Annotated in this window: 11 protein-coding genes; 6 read left to right on the forward strand and 5 right to left on the reverse strand. The window is 64.0% G+C overall.

The genetic code is table 11. The features are described 5' to 3' along the window. Window positions 1-83 precede the first annotated feature (83 nt). Window positions 84-1,094: an aldo/keto reductase gene (locus tag HU719_RS08375; protein ID WP_186537363.1), complete on the reverse strand. Its 1,011-nt coding sequence runs from the start codon at window positions 1,092-1,094 to the stop codon at window positions 84-86. Between the two features lie 286 nt (window positions 1,095-1,380). Between HU719_RS08375 and HU719_RS08380 the strand changes: the two genes are divergently transcribed. Next, window positions 1,381-3,561 carry a PQQ-dependent dehydrogenase, methanol/ethanol family gene (locus HU719_RS08380; RefSeq protein ID WP_186537362.1) on the forward strand — a complete coding sequence of 727 codons (2,181 nt, stop codon included), beginning with the start codon at window positions 1,381-1,383 and terminating at the stop codon, window positions 3,559-3,561. 7 nt (window positions 3,562-3,568) lie between these two features. Continuing rightward, a complete protein-coding gene (gene aldA / locus HU719_RS08385; RefSeq protein WP_186537361.1) occupies window positions 3,569-5,002 on the forward strand; it encodes an aldehyde dehydrogenase in 1,434 nt (477 codons plus the stop codon). A 229-nt stretch (window positions 5,003-5,231) separates the two neighbouring features. Here aldA and HU719_RS08390 read toward each other — a convergent pair whose 3' ends face one another. The 3 genes from HU719_RS08390 to HU719_RS08400 all read right to left on the reverse strand — a co-directional run bounded on the left by HU719_RS08390 (window position 5,232) and on the right by HU719_RS08400 (window position 10,599). Then, window positions 5,232-7,133: a sigma-54-dependent Fis family transcriptional regulator gene (locus HU719_RS08390; protein ID WP_186537360.1), complete on the reverse strand. Its 1,902-nt coding sequence runs from the start codon at window positions 7,131-7,133 to the stop codon at window positions 5,232-5,234. A 120-nt stretch (window positions 7,134-7,253) separates the two neighbouring features. Further along, the gene (locus HU719_RS08395; protein ID WP_186537359.1) at window positions 7,254-9,254 is read right to left on the reverse strand and encodes a peptidase U32 family protein; all 2,001 of its coding nucleotides are present in this window, start codon (window positions 9,252-9,254) and stop codon (window positions 7,254-7,256) included. Window positions 9,255-9,720: 466 nt separating this feature from the next. Beyond that, a complete protein-coding gene (locus HU719_RS08400) occupies window positions 9,721-10,599 on the reverse strand; it encodes a LysR family transcriptional regulator (protein WP_186537404.1) in 879 nt (292 codons plus the stop codon). Between the two features lie 100 nt (window positions 10,600-10,699). On the opposite strand from HU719_RS08400, the gene HU719_RS08405 reads away from it, so the two are divergent. From HU719_RS08405 to HU719_RS08415, 3 genes are read left to right on the forward strand one after another with little or no spacing between them, the layout of a single operon-like run. Continuing rightward, on the forward strand, window positions 10,700-11,989 hold the full coding sequence (locus tag HU719_RS08405; RefSeq protein WP_186537403.1) for a CitMHS family transporter: 1,290 nt from the start codon (window positions 10,700-10,702) through the stop codon (window positions 11,987-11,989). Window positions 11,990-11,991: 2 nt separating this feature from the next. Further along, window positions 11,992-13,341, forward strand: coding sequence for an acyclic terpene utilization AtuA family protein (locus HU719_RS08410; RefSeq protein WP_186537402.1), 1,350 nt, complete (start codon window positions 11,992-11,994; stop codon window positions 13,339-13,341). A 2-nt stretch (window positions 13,342-13,343) separates the two neighbouring features. After that, window positions 13,344-13,658 carry an AtuA-related protein gene (locus tag HU719_RS08415; RefSeq protein WP_186523267.1) on the forward strand — a complete coding sequence of 105 codons (315 nt, stop codon included), beginning with the start codon at window positions 13,344-13,346 and terminating at the stop codon, window positions 13,656-13,658. A 52-nt stretch (window positions 13,659-13,710) separates the two neighbouring features. Here the strand turns inward: HU719_RS08415 and HU719_RS08420 are convergent, their stop codons facing one another. Further along, on the reverse strand, window positions 13,711-14,409 hold the full coding sequence (locus HU719_RS08420) for a pirin family protein (protein WP_186523263.1): 699 nt from the start codon (window positions 14,407-14,409) through the stop codon (window positions 13,711-13,713). Window positions 14,410-14,628: 219 nt separating this feature from the next. Here HU719_RS08420 and HU719_RS08425 point away from each other — a divergent pair, with 219 nt between their 5' ends. Then, window positions 14,629-17,100: a UvrD-helicase domain-containing protein gene (locus tag HU719_RS08425; protein ID WP_186537401.1), complete on the forward strand. Its 2,472-nt coding sequence runs from the start codon at window positions 14,629-14,631 to the stop codon at window positions 17,098-17,100. The last annotated feature ends 154 nt before the right edge of the window (window positions 17,101-17,254 follow it).

A 17,254-nucleotide genomic window follows, 5' to 3' on the forward strand; every position in this document is an offset into this window, starting at 1 on the left:
GGGAAAGGGGGGACCGGTACCCCGGCGTCAACGTCCCCAATGGGGAATATAGGGGCATGCAACAGCGGCACGCCCAACAACGTTCACCCGCGGGGCAAGCGCCCGCTGACAAAGTGCGCCACGTCGTTGAAGCCAGGCGTCGAAGCATGCCCCGGCGTCACCAGCGAGTCGATGAAGGCCTCGTCTTCAGCCGTTACCTTGACCTCCAGGGCACCGGCGTAAGTGTCCCATTGCGCCTCGGTGCGCGGCCCGACGATGGCCGAGCTGATCAGTTTGTTGTTCAGCACCCAGGCAATGGCGAACTCGACGATGCCCACGCCCTTGGCTTCGGTATAGGCTTGGACCTGGCGGGCGATGCTCAGTGATTCCTGGCGCCATTCCACCTCCATGATGCGCTTGTCCTGGCGCCCGGCACGGCTGCCGGCATCCGGCGTGGAGCCGGGTGCGTACTTGCCGCTGAGCACGCCGCGCGCCAGCGGGCTGAACGGCACCACGCCAAGCCCGTGGAAGGCTGCAGCGGTGAGTTGCTCAGGCTCGGCCTGGCGATTGACGATGTTATAGAGCGGTTGGCTGACCACCGGTTTGGCAACGCCGAGTGTATCGGCCACATGGCAAATTTCGGCGATGCGCCAGCCACGGAAGTTGCTCACGCCCCAGTAGCGGATCTTGCCTTGCGCCAACAGGTCGCCAATGGTGCGCACGGTCTCTTCCAACGGCACGCTGTGGTCTTCGCGGTGCAGGTAGTAGATATCCAGGTAATCGGTGCCCATGCGCGTCAGGGTGGCCTCGATGGCATTGAACAGGTGCTTGCGCGACAGGCCGCTGCGGTTAGGCACGCCGTCGACCGGGCCGTAGCCGGCCTTGGAGGCGACGATCCACTCATGGCGATTGCGCGCCACGGCCTCACCGACGATTTCTTCGGAGCGCCCGGCGTTGTACACATCGGCAGTGTCGACAAAGTTGATGCCCTGGTCCCAGGCCTTGTCGATGATGCGCAGCGAGTCCTCGGTGCTGGTTTGCTCGCCAAACATCATGCTGCCGAGGGTCAGGGCCGAGACCTGCAGGCCAGAGGTGCCAAGAGGGCGGTATTTCATTGCCGGGAATCCTTTCATCGCAGAGGTAGGTCTGCTGTTTTTACACACAAGCCAGGCGCTTTGAAAGGTTTCGCCGGCATTCCAGGCTGACACAGCTGTGTCAGCGCCGCGCCAGGTGTGCCACGGCTGCGACAGTCTGGCCTGAACTACAGCGCCTCATGCAGCCGGCACCAAGCCGTCTGCCACCGGCATTACAGCCGCGTTATGCCCCCGTGGCACAGGCATTGCTCTGGGTTCTTGCGACGCTCTGCTGAGCTGTCGCCATAACAAGAACGGAGAACCAGCCATGACCCAATCCGGCCCGCATCGCCGGCTGTTGCCGAGTGTCTTGCCCCTTGCCATTGCCCTTAGCCTGTCCTGCCTGCTACCCAGTCACGCCGCCGAGGTGGACGGTGCACGCATCATTGCCGCCGACAAGGAGCCCGGCAACTGGATGAGCCACGGCCGCACCTACGACGAGCAGCGCTTCAGCCCGCTGAAGAACATCGACCAGAGCAACGTCAACCAGCTCGGGCTGGCCTGGAGCTACAAGCTCGACCTGGACCGTGGCGTCGAGGCGACGCCGATTGTGGTCGACGGCGTGATGTACACCACAGGGCCGTTCTCGGTGGTTTACGCCCTGGATGCGCGCAACGGCAAGCTGCTGTGGAAATACGACCCGAAATCGGACCGCCAGCGCGCCGGTGAGGCCTGTTGCGATGCCGTCAACCGTGGTGTGGCGGTGTGGCAGGGCAAGGTCTACGTGGGGGTGCTGGATGGCCGGCTGGAGGCAATCGATGCCAAGACCGGCAAGCGCGTGTGGTCGGTGGACACCCGCAGCGATCATGCCCGCAGCTACACCATTACCGGGGCGCCGAGGGTGGTCAACGGCAAGGTGGTGATCGGCAACGGCGGCGCCGAGTTTGGCGTACGCGGCTATGTCACCGCCTATGACGCGGAGACCGGCAAGCAAGTGTGGCGCTTCTTTACCGTGCCCGGCGACCCGAAACTGCCACCGGAGGACAAAGCCATGGCCATCGCCGCCAAGACCTGGCATGGCGATGCGTTCGTCGAGCAGGGTGGCGGCGGCACTGCCTGGGATTCGTTTGCCTACGACCCCGAGCTGAACCTGTTGTACATAGGCGTAGGCAACGGCTCGCTGTGGGACCCGAAATGGCGCAGCCAGGCGAAGGGCGACAACCTGTTCCTGTCATCCATCGTCGCGGTCAACGCCGATACCGGCGAATACGCCTGGCATTACCAGACAACTCCCGGTGACGCCTGGGACTTCACCGCCACCCAGCACATGATCCTGGCCGAGCTGCCCATCGACGGCCGCCAGCGCAAGGTGCTGATGCAGGCGCCGAAAAACGGTTTCTTCTATGTGCTTGACCGCAAGACCGGCGAACTGCTGTCAGCGAAGAACATCGTGCCGGTGAACTGGGCCAAGGGCATCGACATGAAGACTGGCCGGCCCATTGTCGATGACCAGGCCGCCGCCTACTGGAAGGATGGCAAGCGCAAGCTGGTCACCCCGGCGTTCTGGGGCGCACACGACTGGCACCCGATGTCTTACAACCCGCAGACGGGCCTGGTGTACATCCCGGCGCACATCATGTCGGCGTACTACGAACATATCCCCGAAGCGCCCAAGCGCCACCCCTTCAAGAGCGTCTACCAGCTGGGACTGCGCACCGGCATGATGCCTGAAGGCCCGGACGGCCTGCTGGAAATGGCCAAGACCTGGTCCGGCAAGCTGATTGCCTGGGACCCGGTCAAACAGGCGCCGGCCTGGGAAGTCCCCTACATCACCATCTTCAACGGCGGCACCTTGAGCACTGCCGGCAACCTGGTGTTCGAGGGTAGCGCCGATGGCCGGGTGATCGCCTACGCGGCCGAGACCGGCAAAAAGCTATGGGAGTCGCCCGCCGCCAGTGGCGTGATGGCGGCCCCGATCACCTATTCGGTAGACGGCGAGCAGTACGTGACCTTCATGGCTGGCTGGGGTGGGGCGTTCAGCACCTTTGCCGGTGCGCTGAGCTTGCGCGCCGGGGTTCAGCCGTTCGCCCAGGTGCTCACCTACAAGCTGGGCGGCACCGCCACGCTGCACGAACCGCCAGCGCCGGCCGATGCGCCCAAGCCACCGGCGCAGACCGGTGATGCGCAGACCATTGCCGCAGGTGCCGCGCTGTATGACGGCAACTGTTCACAGTGCCACGGTATCCACGCCGTCAGCGGCGGTGTATTGCCCGACCTGCGCAAGCTCAGCGCCGAAAAGCACCAGATGTTTCTCAGCATCCTGTACGGAGGGCGCATCCCCGATGGCATGCCCTCGTTCGCCGACCGCCTCAAGCCTGACGAGGTGGCCAAACTGCACGACTACCTGATCAAGCGCGCCCATGACCTGCAGACCGAGGGCGATGCCTGGCAGCGTTTCAGCGCCAAGCCTGCCACCCAGCCGCTTGCCGATAACCATACCCAGGAGTGACACCGACATGACGGAAGCCACCTATCAGAACTTCATCGACAACGTCTTCGTGGCCAGCGCCGAGCACATCGAGGTTTTCAACCCCGCCAACGGTGAGCTGCTGGCCCATGTTCCAGAAACATCGGCCGACCACGTAGAGCAAGCGGTTAACGCTGCAAGGCGGGCGCAACCGGCATGGGCTGCGCGCCCCGCCATCGAACGGGCAGGCTTCCTGCGCCAGATCGCGGCGAAAATCCGCGCCAATGCTGAACCTCTGGCGCGTCTCATCACCCATGAAGGTGGCAAAGTGCAGGCGCTGGCACAGGTCGAGGTAGCCTTCACCGCGGATTACCTGGACTACATGGCAGAGTGGGCACGACGCCTTGAGGGTGAGGTGCTGACCAGTGACCGCGCAGGCGAACATATTTTCCTGCTGCGCAAGCCATTAGGCGTGGTGGCCGGCATTCTGCCGTGGAACTTTCCGTTTTTCTTGATCGCACGCAAGATGGCGCCGGCGCTGATCACCGGCAATACCATCGTGATCAAGCCCAGCGAAGAAACCCCGATCAACTGCTATGAATTCGCCCGGCTGGTGGCCCAGACCGACCTGCCGGCTGGTGTGTTCAATGTGGTTGGCGGGCGTGGTGCAAGTGTCGGCCATGGGCTGTCGAGCCACCCGGGGGTGGACCTTGTGAGCTTTACCGGCAGCGTTGCCACTGGCGCCCGCATCATGGCAGCGGCAGCGCCGAACATCACCAAGCTCAACCTGGAGCTGGGCGGCAAGGCCCCGGCGATCGTGCTCGCCGATGCTGACTTGGACCTGGCAGTGAGGGCGATCGTCGCCTCGCGGGTGATCAATACCGGGCAGGTGTGCAACTGCGCCGAGCGTGTGTATGTGCAGCGCCAGGCGGCAGATGCCTTCATCGACAAGGTGGCGCACGCGATGTCGTCGGTCCGTTACGGCGACCCATCGCGGGATGCCGACCTGGACATGGGCCCATTGATCAACCAGGCCGGGCTGGACAAGGTGGCGCAGATGGTACGCACGGCAGCCGGGCAGGGCGCCCAGGTGGTGCTCGGCGGCAAGGTGGCGGACCTTGGTGCCGGTTTTCATTACCAGCCGACGGTGCTCGCCGGGTGCAAGGCCGACATGGAAATCATGCGCAAGGAGATCTTCGGGCCGGTGTTGCCGATTCAGGTGGTGCATGACCTGGACGAGGCGATTGCCCTGGCCAACGACAGCGAATATGGCCTGACTTCATCGCTGTACACCCGCGACCTCAATGCGGCGCTGCGCGCCAGCCGCGAGATCGACTTTGGCGAGACCTACATCAACCGCGAGAACTTCGAGGCCATGCAGGGTTTCCACGCCGGGGCGCGCAAGTCGGGGATCGGCGGGGCGGATGGCAAGCATGGGCTGTATGAGTACACCCGCACCCAGGTGGTTTACATACAAGGGTGAGCCGGCCAATTGGGGCCGCCCTGCGGCCCTTCGCGGCCACAGCTCCTCGGCCCCAGAACAATCGCTTTGTGGCGAGCGGGCTTGCCCCGCGTTGGGCTGCAGAGCGGCCCTGCCCTTGGTTGTGGGTTTCAGGGCTGCTTCGCAGCCCAACGCGGGGCAAGCCCGCTCGCCACTACAGCCTGCTTGCCACAAAAAAGCAGATCTCCAGCGGTAGAAGATGCACTGCCCTTCAAACCTGCAGATTAGGCTGCACAATCCCGTACAGCTTCATCTTGCGGTAAAGCGTAGAGCGTGAGATGCCTGCGGTCTGCGCGGCTGCGCTCATGTTCCAGCGTACTTGTAGCAGCACCTGCAACAAGTGCTCGGCCTCAACTTGCCCAACCTGCTGCTCCAGCGCTTTTGGCCGGCTTGCGTGAGGCCTCATCAGCAGTTCCTCAGGCAAGCAATCGGCGTCTATCAGGCCATCTTCAGCCAGCGCCATAGCCGAGCGCAGCACGTTGATCAGTTGCCGCACGTTCCCCGGCCAGTGATACCCCAGCAAGCAATCTCGCGCTTCAGGGCTAAGCGCCACTGGCTGGGTTGCCAGCAAACGCTCGATCAACGCCTCGCGGTCGCCACGCTCGCGCAGCGGCGGCAGTTGCACGCGCAGGCCGCTGAGCCGGTAGTACAGGTCTTCGCGAAAACCCTTGCTGGCTATCATTGCCGCCAGGTCCTGGTGCGTGGCACTGATCACCTGGATATCCAGCGGGACCGGGGCCTCGGCCCCCAGTGGCACCAACTCGCGCTCAGCCAGCACTCGCAGCAGGCGGGTTTGCAGGTGCGCAGGCATGTCGCCAATTTCATCAAGGAACAGCGTGCCGCCATGGGCCTGTTCGAGCTTGCCCTTCATGCCTTTGCGGTTGGCCCCGGTAAAGCTGCCGGCGCGGTAGCCAAACAGCTCGCTTTCGATCAGTGATTCGGGGATGGCCGCGCAGTTCAGCGCCACGAAAGGCCCGGCGCGACGCTCACTGGCATGATGCAGGGCGCGGGAGAAGGCCTCCTTGCCGGTACCGGTTTCACCGCCGAGCAAAATGGCGATGTCCTTGTCCAGTACCTTGCGCAGGCGGCGCACGGCCTGTTGCAACTGAGCGTCGCTGCCAGCCAGGGTATCGAGATCGGGGTGGCTGGTGTTGCGAGTTGCTGTGGCGATGACTTTGGCTTTGGCCGGGCGGTAGCCGGCGGGCACGCGCAGGCCGATATTCAGCGGCTGCTGGCCAGCGTGGCTACGCAGTGTCACACCCCGGGCCCCGCCATAGGTAAGGTCGAGCAGTTGGTCGATGCTGGCCGGCAACAATTGCTCGATGCGCATGCCTAGCAGTGCCTGGGAATGGCAGATGAACGCGGCGCGGTTGGCACCGATAACGCGGCCGCTGTCGTCCAGCGCCAGCAACTGGCCGGCTGCGAGGTCTTCGAGGCCGCCGCCAGGGCTCAGCGCTAGCGTCAGGCCGTCGCGGTAGCAGTGGCGAAAATGCGTGTCCTCGATCATCCGCGCATACAGGCTTACCAGTTGCAGGGTCAGATGCTGCGCCTGCTTGGGGCCCTCGGCGTGCAGGCAGGTAGCGTTGAGGCAGCCCAGCAACTGATTCTGTGCATCGAACAGAGGCGATACCGAGCAGCTGAGCTGGGCATTGCTCGCCAGAAAGTGCTCCTCGCGGTGAATGGTCAACGCCTGGCCTGCCGCAAGCGCCGTACCGATGCCGTTGGTGCCCGCAATCGACTCGTCCCAGCAGGCCCCGGCCACCAGCCCTGCACGGGTGTAGCGCAGGGTGTCGGCGGGTAAGCGGGCATCGAGGGTAATGCCGTTGCGGTCGCTCAGCAGCACCGCAAAGCCTGCCGGCGCCACCCGCTGGGCAAGGCCGTTGAGGCCGAGGCCTGCAAGGTTCAGCCAGGCCTCATGGCGAGCCTGATGCTCGCGAACCTCGGCGGCGCCAAGCAGATTGTCTATATGGCGCTGGGCGGGGTCCAGGTGGTGCTGCTTGATACTGCGATACCAGGACTCGGCAATCAGTGCGTCGGGCGCAAGGCTGCGGCCGGGCAGGTGACAGTCGATGAAGGCGGCCAGCTCGCTGGCGCGGGAGGCGGGCGCTGACATGGGCGCTCCTGTGTCTTGTTTTTGTGTGGGGAAACCATAGCAGGTGTGGCACAGAAGAGCAGGTGCAGGCGCATTGCCACCGGTATGCCCCCACAGCATACCGGTGACCGCTAACGGCGCTTAGTGCGGCGCGCGCGGGATGGTCTTGAGCAGGTCTTCCGGGCTGATGTGCCCGACCACCTGCGCCACCGCGCTGCCTGGGGTAGGCAGGTCGATGATGTGGCTTTTCATCTTGCCCACCACGTGCATTTCGCACGGCTTGCAGTCGAATTTGAGGGTCAGCACTTCATCGCCCTGAATCAGTTGCATCGGTGCCACCTTGGTGCGCACGCCAGTCACACCCTTGGCCTGTTTCGGGCACAGATTGAACGAGAAGCGCAGGCAGTGCTTGGTGATCATCACCGGTACTTCGCCGTGCTCTTCGTGGGCCTCGTAGGCCGCATCGATCAGTTGTACGCCGTGGCGGTGATAGAAGTCCCGCGCCTTTTGGTTATAGACGTTGGCCAGGAACGACAAGTGCGAATCAGGGTAGACCGGTGGCGGGGTGGTTTCGGCCTTGCGGCTGCCGCGTGGGTGGGCCTTGATGCGTGCTTCGGTCAGCGCCTCGATGGCTTCGCGGCGCAGGGCCTTGAGTTGCGAGTTGGGGATGAAGAACGCCTGCGGCGCATCCAGTTCGATGGCGCTGGCGTGGTACATGGTGGTGCCGAGCTGGCCGAGCAGGTCGTGCAGTTGCTCCAGCGCTTGCTGCGGCTTGTTGGCGGCGCCGAACGGCCCGTCCAGTGCCACCTGCACGCTCAAACCCTCTTCACTGCTGGCAGTGAGCATCAGGCGCTGCTCACGCAATACCGCGTGCCACTCGATGCCGACGCGGCGCTCCGCCGAGGTGCGTTGCAGCGCTTGCTGCCAGTTGTGGTCGAGGTTGCGCGACAACGGGTGGTTGGGGCGCAGCTTGTACAGGCCCTCGGGCATTTCGTTGGGCTCGACGCGGTAGCGGTAGCGCTTCTGGCCGTCCTCTTGCGACTCGCTCTTGAGCTCGGCGATGTTTGCCCGGAAACCGATGACTTCGCGCTTGACCAGCACGTTGAGGCCGTCGCCGTTGCTCAGTGGTACCTCGGTTGCCACCAGCAGGTCGCGCTTGCCGACTTTTTCTACCACACCCACGGTCAGGCCGGTGAAGGTCGGCGAGTCGAACGCGCCGATATCGATCTTGCGGTCGCTGACGAAATAGTCGGTGCTGCCGCGGTGGAAGGTCTTGTCCGGGTCGGGCACGAAGAAGTGCTCGGTACGGCCGCTGGAAGCGCGGGCCAGGGCCGGGCGGTCTTCCAGGATGGCGTCGAGCTCTTTGCGGTAGTGGGCGGTGATGTTCTTCACATAGCCCATGTCCTTGTAACGGCCTTCGATCTTGAACGAGCGCACGCCGGCGTCGACCAGGTCGCGCAGGTTGGCGGTCTGGTTGTTGTCCTTCATCGACAGCAGGTGCTTCTCGAAGGCGACCACACGGCCCTGGTCGTCCTTGAGGGTATACGGCAGGCGGCAGGCCTGGGAGCAGTCGCCACGGTTGGCGCTACGCCCGGTCTGGGCATGGGAGATGTTGCACTGCCCGGAGAACGCTACGCACAGCGCCCCGTGGATGAAGAATTCGATGGCCGCATCGGTTTCGGCGGCGATGGCGCGGATTTCTTGCAGGTTCAGCTCGCGGGCCAGCACCAGCTGCGAGAAGCCGGCCTGGTCGAGAAAGCGCGCCCGTGCCAGGGTGCGAATGTCGGTCTGGGTGCTGGCGTGCAGCTCGATGGGCGGGATATCCAGTTCCATCACGCCGAGGTCTTGCACGATCAGCGCGTCGACGCCTGCGTCGTACAGCTGGTGAATCAGCTTGCGCGCCGGCTCCAGCTCGTTGTCGTGCAGGATGGTATTGATGGTGGTGAACACCCGCGCGTGATAGCGCCGGGCAAACTCGACCAGTTCGGCGATATCGCCGACCTCGTTGCAGGCATTGTGGCGCGCGCCGAAGCTTGGGCCGCCGATATAGATGGCGTCAGCGCCGTGCAGGATCGCTTCGCGGGCGATGCTCACGTCACGGGCAGGGCTGAGCAGTTCCAGGTGATTCTTTGGAAGGGACATGTCGTTATGGTTCGGGCGGTCACGGTAAGGCGGGCATTGTAACGGTGAAATGCCTCGCTGGCACCTTTGGGTGCCCAGATCCTGTGGGAGATTCTATGGTTTTGTGCGAGCCCGCCCTGGCCTCATCGCAGGCTGTGGCCAGCTCCCACAGGGACCGTGCTCAACCGCAACATTGCTGGTTGTACCCGATCCTGTGGGAAACGATAGATAGTTGTGGCGAGCGGGCTTGTCCCGCGTTGGGCTGCGCAGCAGCCCTGAAAACCCATGGGGCTGCTGCGCAGCCCAACGCGGGGCAAGCCCGCTCGCCACAAGGAGATCTGTCTGGCGAAAACAGGGTTGTACAAAACCATAGAATCTCCCACAGTGAATGTGTCTAGCCTCGATATTGTGCCTTGACCCATACCCTGTGGGAGCTGGCGACAGCCTGCGATGAGGCCAGGGCGGGCTTGCACAGCAGTTACCCAGTCTACAGGTTGATGCCCTGCAAACACTCCAGCAACCGCGCAGCCGCAGGCGACAGGCTGCTTTCGCTACGGGTGATGACCCCAAGCTCGCGCTCAAGGCCCGGCTCTGGCAAGGCCCTGCGCACCAGCCGCCCTTCGCCATCGTCCGCCGACTCGGGCAGCAGGGTGATGCCCAACCCGTTGCGCACCAGGGCAAGCACCGTCGACATGTAATTGGCTTCCATCACCGCCCGCAGGCGCAGCCCGCGCTCGCTGAACACTTGCTCGATCTGCGCGCGCACGCTGCTGTCGCGGCCAGTGAGGATCATCGGTTGGTCATCCAGCGCCGCCAATGTCAGCGCGCCCTCGGCCAGTGGATGGTCCGCGCGTACAAACAGGCATAAACGGTCACGCAGCAGCGGGCTGAATGCCAGGCCATGGCCCAGCCGGCTGCGCACGCCAATGCCGAAATCGACATCCGCGTCGCGCACCCGCTCATTGATGCGCTCGGCCACCAGGTCGCGCAGGCGCACTTCAATGCCTGGGTGGCTCTGGGCAAACTGCGCCAGGCATTCGGCCAGGGCGCCGGCGCAGAGCGAGGGTAGGGCGGCGACGGTGACCACCCCGCGCCGCACCGCTGCCAGCCCCTGGCTTGCACTGACGATATTGGACAGGTCCAGCAACAGTTTCTCCATGGCCGGCAGCGCCTCGCGCCCAGCGGCGGTCAGTGCCACGTGGCGGGGGCTGCGCTCCAACAACGCCACCCCCAGCCATTCCTCGAGCTGGCGAATCTGCACAGTCAGTGCCGAGGGCGACAGGTGCAGGTCGTCCGCTGCGCGGGCGAAATTGCCGCGCTGGGCGACGGTGATGAAGGCGCGAATATGCTGCAGGGCGTTTTTCATTTTGTTTTTTCGAATGTGCCTGGCTTTAAATTGCAATTTACACAAAGTCGCACGCTTGCTGATACTCCGGCCAACAACAAAAACAAGCCGGAGTCCCCCCATGCTCGCCCTTTATGGCGTCATTACCATCCTGTCTTTGCTCGTTGCGGTGATGAGCAAACGTATCTCGCCCCTGGTGGCGCTGATCGCGTTCCCGGTGATCGCGGCAGTGCTGGCCGGCTATGGTCTGCAGACCAGCGGCTTCATCATTACCGGCATCAAGAACGTCGCCCCCGTGGTGGGCATGTTCATCTTTGCCATCCTGTTCTTCGGCGTGATGACCGACGCCGGCATGCTCGACCCGATCATCGACCGTATCCTGCGCGCCGTGGGCACGCGACCGACGCGGATCGTCTGCGGCACGGCACTGCTGGCGTTGCTGGTGCACCTGGACGGTTCGGGGGCGGTGACATTCCTGGTGACGGTGCCGGCCATGCTGCCGCTGTACACCCGCCTGGGCATCGACCGACGGGTGCTGGCCTGCGTTGCGGCCATGGCGGCGGGCGTCAACTTCCTGCCCTGGACCGGGCCGGTACTGCGCTCCTCAGCCGCCCTGCATGTACCGGTATCGGAACTATTCCAGCCGTTGATCCCGGTGCAACTGGTGGGCCTGGCGTTCGTCTTTGCCTGCGCCTGGTGGCTGGGCCGCCGTGAAGAGAAGCGCCTGGGGCTGCTGGCGGGCGGCGACATCACCGCGCCCGAGCGGGTACTCAGCAGCGAGGAGCAGGCCTTGCGCCGGCCGCGGATGTTCTGGCCCAACCTGCTGCTGACCGTGTTGGTGATGGCGGTGATGATCGCCGGCTGGGTCGACCCGGTGGTGATGTTCATGCTCGGCACTGTGGCGGCGCTGTGCCTGAACTACCCGCGGGTCGACCAACAACGCGAGCGCATCGATGCCCACGCCCGTACCGCACTGACCATGGCCAGTATCCTGCTGGCGGCCGGGGTGTTCACCGGCATCATGCAGGGCACCGGCATGCTCAAGGCCATGGCCGAGGTGGCTGTGCAACAGATTCCGCCAGGCCACGGCCAACTGATCCCGGCGCTGGTGGGCTTTGTGTCGATGCCGTTGAGCCTGCTGTTCGACCCGGACTCGTTCTATTTCGGGGTGATGCCGGTGATCGCCGAGGTTGGCCGCTCGCTGGGCGTGGACCCGGTGCAGGTGGCCCAGGCTTCGCTGCTGGGTGTGCACACCACAGGCTTCCCGGTAAGCCCGCTGACACCTGCAACCTTCCTGCTGGTGGGCCTGTGCAAGCTGGACCTTGCGGACCATCAGCGCTTCACCCTGCCGTTTCTGTTTGCCGCGTCGGTGCTGATGACCCTGACCGCGCTGGCCCTGGGAGTTTTCTGAGCATGCAAACCTTGCGAATCGGGGCGGGCGCCGGCTATTCCGGCGACCGTCTGGAACCTGCCATCGAACTCGCCCGTGACGGGCAGCTCGATTACCTGATCTTCGAATGCCTGGCCGAACGCACCATCGCCTTGGCCCAGCAGGCACGTCTGGCTGACCCTGTGGCCGGTTACGACCCTCTGCTTGGCGCCCGTATGCGCGGCGTGCTGCCCTACGTACGCCAGCCAGGCCGGCGGCGCTTGCGCATCATCAGCAACATGGGCGCGGCTAACCCGCAGGCCGCGGCGCAGCACGTGCTGGCCATCGCCCGTGAACTGGGGCTGAGTGGGCTCAAGGTGGCGGCCGTTGAGGGCGATGATGTGCTTGAGGTGCTGCGTGCGCACCCCGAGTGGACCCTCGATAACGGCTCAAGCGTCGGCGCACTTGGCCAGCGGATGGTGTCGGCCAATGCTTACCTGGGCGTCGAAGGCATTCTTCAGGCCCTGGCCGAGGATGCCGACGTGGTGATTACCGGCCGCGTTGCAGACCCGTCGCTGTTTCTGGCGCCGCAGGTGCATGCGTTCGGCTGGGCCGAAGACGACTGGTTACGCCGGGGCCGGGGCACCTTGACTGGCCATCTGCTTGAATGCGCAGGGCAGGTCAGCGGTGGCTACTTTGCCGACCCTGGCCTCAAGGAGGTGCCCGACCTTGCGCGGCTGGGTTTCCCGCTGGCCGAAATCGACCCAGACGGCATTGCACGTATCAGCAAGGTTGCAGGCTCTGGCGGGCGTATCGATGTGGCCACCTGCACCGAACAATTGTTGTACGAAGTTCACGACCCAAGCCGGTACCTGACGCCGGACGTCACTGCCGACTTTTCCGCCGTTGCTTTCGAGCTGCTGGGGCCAGACCAGGTGTTGGCCAGCGGTGCGCAGGGCCAGTCACGGCCAGAGCGGCTGAAAGTCACCGTGGGTTACCGCGACGGCTGGATCGGGGAAGGGCAGATGTCCTATGGCGGGCCGAATGCCGTGGCGCGGGCGCGGCTGGCCGGGCAGGTGGTCGAACAACGCCTGGCGTTGACCGGCGTTGCCGTGCAGGAGCTGCGCTGTGAGCTGATGGGCGTCGATTCGCTGCATGGCAGCACCTTCGGCGCAGCGGCCGAGCCTTGGGAGGTGCGCCTGCGGGTTGCCGGGCGCTGCGCGACCCGCGAGGCGGCTCAGGCCTTGGCCAATGAGGTGGAGACGCTGTACACCAACGGCCCGGCCGGTGGCGGCGGCGCTACCCGCCAGGTACGCGAAGTGCTGGCAGTGGCGAGCGTGTTGCTGCCGCGCGAACTGGCCGTTCCCCGTGTTCATCTGGAGGTGTGCCCATGATCATCCGCCTGCAACAGCTTGCCCATACCCGTACCGGTGACAAGGGCGATACCTCGAACATCTCGCTGATTGCCTATCGGCCGGAGGATTTCGCGGTGCTGGAGCGTGAAGTAACGGCGCAGAAAGTGGCCGACTGGTTCGCGCACCTGCGTGATGCCGACGCACAGCCCGTGCAGCGCCATGTGCTGGCACAACTGCACGCGTTGAATTTTGTGCTGCCGGGGCTACTGCGCGGCGGGGTGACCCGCTCGTTGGCGCTGGATGCCCATGGCAAATGCCTGGGTGCGGCGCTGCTGCGCATGGAAATCCAGCAATAGAGCGCCCGCAGGAGCGGGCGGGATGATGCCGGGCCGCAGCAGCGGCCCGTGCTCAAGCCACATCGACCAGCACGATTTCGCTGTCTTCGAGCGCAGTGACCGTCAACACGGTCTCGTGCTCGATCGCCACGCCATCGCGGGCCTTGGCCTTCAGGCCGTTGATCTCTACCAGCCCTTTGGCCGGCACCAGATAACCGCGGCGACCTTCATCGAAACGGTATTCGGCGCTTTCACCGGCGCGCAAGGTGGCGGCTACCAGGCGGGCATCGGTGCGGATCTGCAGGCTGTCTTCGTCGCCCTCACGGCCACTGGCAAGGGTCACGAAACCTTCGCCGCGCTCACCTTTGGGGAACGGTCGGGTACCCCAGGACGGCGCCTGGCCAACGCTCTCGGGCACGATCCAGATCTGGAAGATGCGCGTGTCGACGTTCTCCAGGTTGTATTCGCTGTGCACGATACCGCTGCCGGCACTCATTACCTGCACATCGCCCGCCTCGGTACGGCCTTTGTTGCCCAGGCTGTCCTGGTGGGTAATGGCCCCTTCGCGGACATAGGTGATGATTTCCATGTCGCGGTGCGGGTGCGGCGGGAAGCCGCTACCTGCGGCAATCCAGTCATCGTTCCAGACCCGCAGGTTGCCCCAGTGCATACGTGCTGGGTCGTGGTATTCGGCGAACGAGAAATGGTGGTGGGCGTCGAGCCAACCGTGGTTGGCGTGGCCGAGGCTGTCGAACGGTCTGAGTTGCAGCATGGTCGTGCTCCTGTAATGGGGTGGAATGGGGCCATGATGCCGCGCTGAAAGATCTAAAAAAAGCGTGAATATCGGCTTAATATGATCAGTTCTATCGATTGTTTTAGCTGTGTATCTGCATGCGGTTCATCGCCTAATCCACTGATCCATAAGCATTCGCTGGCACTTTTCAATAGATAGCGCGAACATGGCCACTGTTTTGAATCCCTTGGAGTGACCGTGTCCAACGAGCATCCCCACGCACCGGCTGACCTGACCCCACCCGCCCAGTTGCCCTGGTTGCGCAGGCTGGCCGCACGCCTGCTGGGCCGCGGCCTGAGCCGCCTGCAGGCGCAGCACCGCGACAGTTGGTTCCTGGGCCACGCCACCGGCCAGCGCAATGGCCACGCCGACGGGCTGCGCGACGGTTACGAACGCGGCCGTGCCGAAGGCTATGAGGCGGGGCGCCAGGTATTGGTCATTCGCGACCTGCGCACGCAAAGCGCGGCGGTGCCGGGGGAGGACGACAAGCTGTTCGATGACTGGCGCCTGCCATTGACGGCAGAGCTGAAGAAGCGCTTCAAGGCTGACGTCGCCAAGCGCCTGCCGGCGCATGCCCAGCCCAGTGCTGCACAATGGAAGCTGATTTTCAGCGACACCCCGTCCACCTGCGTAGTGGCCGGAGCGGGCGCGGGCAAGTCCACTTCACTGGTGCTGCGCATTCTATTGTTGCGCCATTACCTGAGCTTCGAGCTGGACGCGATGACTGTGGTCACGTTCACCCGCGAGTCACGCAGAGACTTCATTCAGCGCCTGCTGCAGGTGTTCGCGCTCTGGCAACTTGAGCTTTCGCCGGTGCAAGGGCGCGAGCTGGTGCGTACCTTCCATTCACGCATCCTGCCGTTGGTGCGCAGCCTGCCGGGCTTCAACCAGGTGCGTGCTTTCGAGACCCTCGGCCATGACATGCCCGCCGGCAACGAGGCCGCAGATGACAGCAATCCGTTCGACCTGCGCTTGAACGATGCGCAGCGCCAGCAGCTCAACCTGTGCTACCGCGACCTGCTTGAGCAGAGTCCGCGTTTTGCCAGCCTGGTGGGCGCCTTGCGTCAGGAAGCACTGCTGCTCAAGCCGGTCGACCCGGACCACCCGGATGTGCAAAAGCGCGTGCAGGTGACGCAACTGGCTGCCCAGCGCGATGAAGAGCTGTGCGACGTTATCGAAGACCTGTGGTTTGCCGCAGGCGCGTGGCCGATCAAAGGGATAGAGCCGTGCCGCGACACCGTGCAGATTCGTGGCAGCCGGTTCCATGTGCAGGGCCGGCTCGAAGGCCTGGATGCCTGGGTGGTGCTGGGCTTCGACCCTTCTGAAAGCGCCCAGTATCAGCGCCCCGGCGCCAAGCTGACAGTACGTGCAGAGTGGGCGGTAAAGCGCACCTTGTTTCAAGCTTTCTGCGATAAGCCGCTGATATGGCTAGATAACTATGCTTCAGCCAAGCGCCTGGCTGCCGCCTTGGCGGGCGACGCAGTGGCCGGCCCTGGCTTTGAATACAAGGTCAAAGGCGAGCTTGCTCCAGCGCCGCTATTGGACGCTTTCGTCGGCGCCGCCAGCTTTATCGAAAACCTCGGGCTGGACGTCAGCCACGCCGTGGCCGCCATGAGTTTTGCGCCCGGTGACAGCGATGGGCCGTTTTTCGAGGCGCTGGCTCTGTTCTGGAAGGCATTGGAAGCGCACCTGCTGGCCCAGTCGCCGCCGGTGATGACCTATAACCGCATGTTTGCCCTGTTCGGCGAGAATAACCCCGAGAACCTCAAGCTGCTGCCGGACCCTTTGCTGCGGCCCCTGGCGCACCTGATGATCGACGAATTCCAGGATGTCTCTCCGCAGATCGTCAGTTGGTTGCGCGCAAGCCTGGCTGAGATTCGCAGGCGTGGCCCGGCCATGCATGCCGGGCGCGGTGCGCAGCATTCCTCGCTGATGTGCGTAGGGGATGACTGGCAGTCAGTGTATGGCTGGCGCGGCAGTTCGCCGAAGTATTTCATGGAGTTCACCAAGGCCTTCCCATCCCCGGCCCATACCCGGGTGATGCTGGTGGACAACTACCGCAGCCAGCAGCACGTGATCGACGCAGCCGAGCACTTGGTCAAAGGCACGCCGGCGATCACCGGCAAGAAAGCCCGGGCCAGCGGGCCGGCTGCCGAGCTGCCTTTGGCGCCGGTAAAAGTGTGCGAGCGCGATGAGGTGGCGTTGGCGCAAACGCTGGTGGAGCACTATGAGCAGGGCGAAACGGTGATGATGCTGTATCGAAAAAGTAACGATAAGTCACTGATGGAGCAGCATTTATTGCCAATACTTAAAGTAGATTCTAGCTTGCCGCCGAGCCAGCGCCGCTTCAAGCAACTGACCTATCACAGCGCCAAAGGCCTGCAAGCCGATGCGGTATTCATGCTTGGCGACTGCCAGTATCTGACCAGCTCGCCATACAAGAACCAGGTCTACCGGCTGGCCGGGCTGGGCAAGCCCGGCGATGCCCAGGCGTTCGATATCGCGCAAAAGGAAGAGGTGCAACGCCTGGCCTATGTTGCGATCACCCGTGCGGTCAGCCATTGCTATTGGTATGTGGAGAGGCCCAACGCAGAGGCGGTAAACCAGCCGCGCGCCTCGGCACTGGTGGATGGGCGCCAGGCGTTCTTCGAAGACTTGCGCGGCCAATAGCCCAGGCATTGCTTGCCGGGTGGATATCCCGGCAAAGCCGATTATGCTTCACATACCTTGCCGCGATCCGAGGCTGTGCCTCGTCGTGCTTCGCCGCAACCTGCAAGCCTAAGGGCTGGGTGCGTGCGGATGGATTCGTTGGGGCACTCCGGTC

The sequence above is a fragment of the Pseudomonas farsensis genome (assembly GCF_014268805.2).
In the GTDB taxonomy this organism is placed as follows: domain Bacteria; phylum Pseudomonadota; class Gammaproteobacteria; order Pseudomonadales; family Pseudomonadaceae; genus Aquipseudomonas; species Aquipseudomonas farsensis.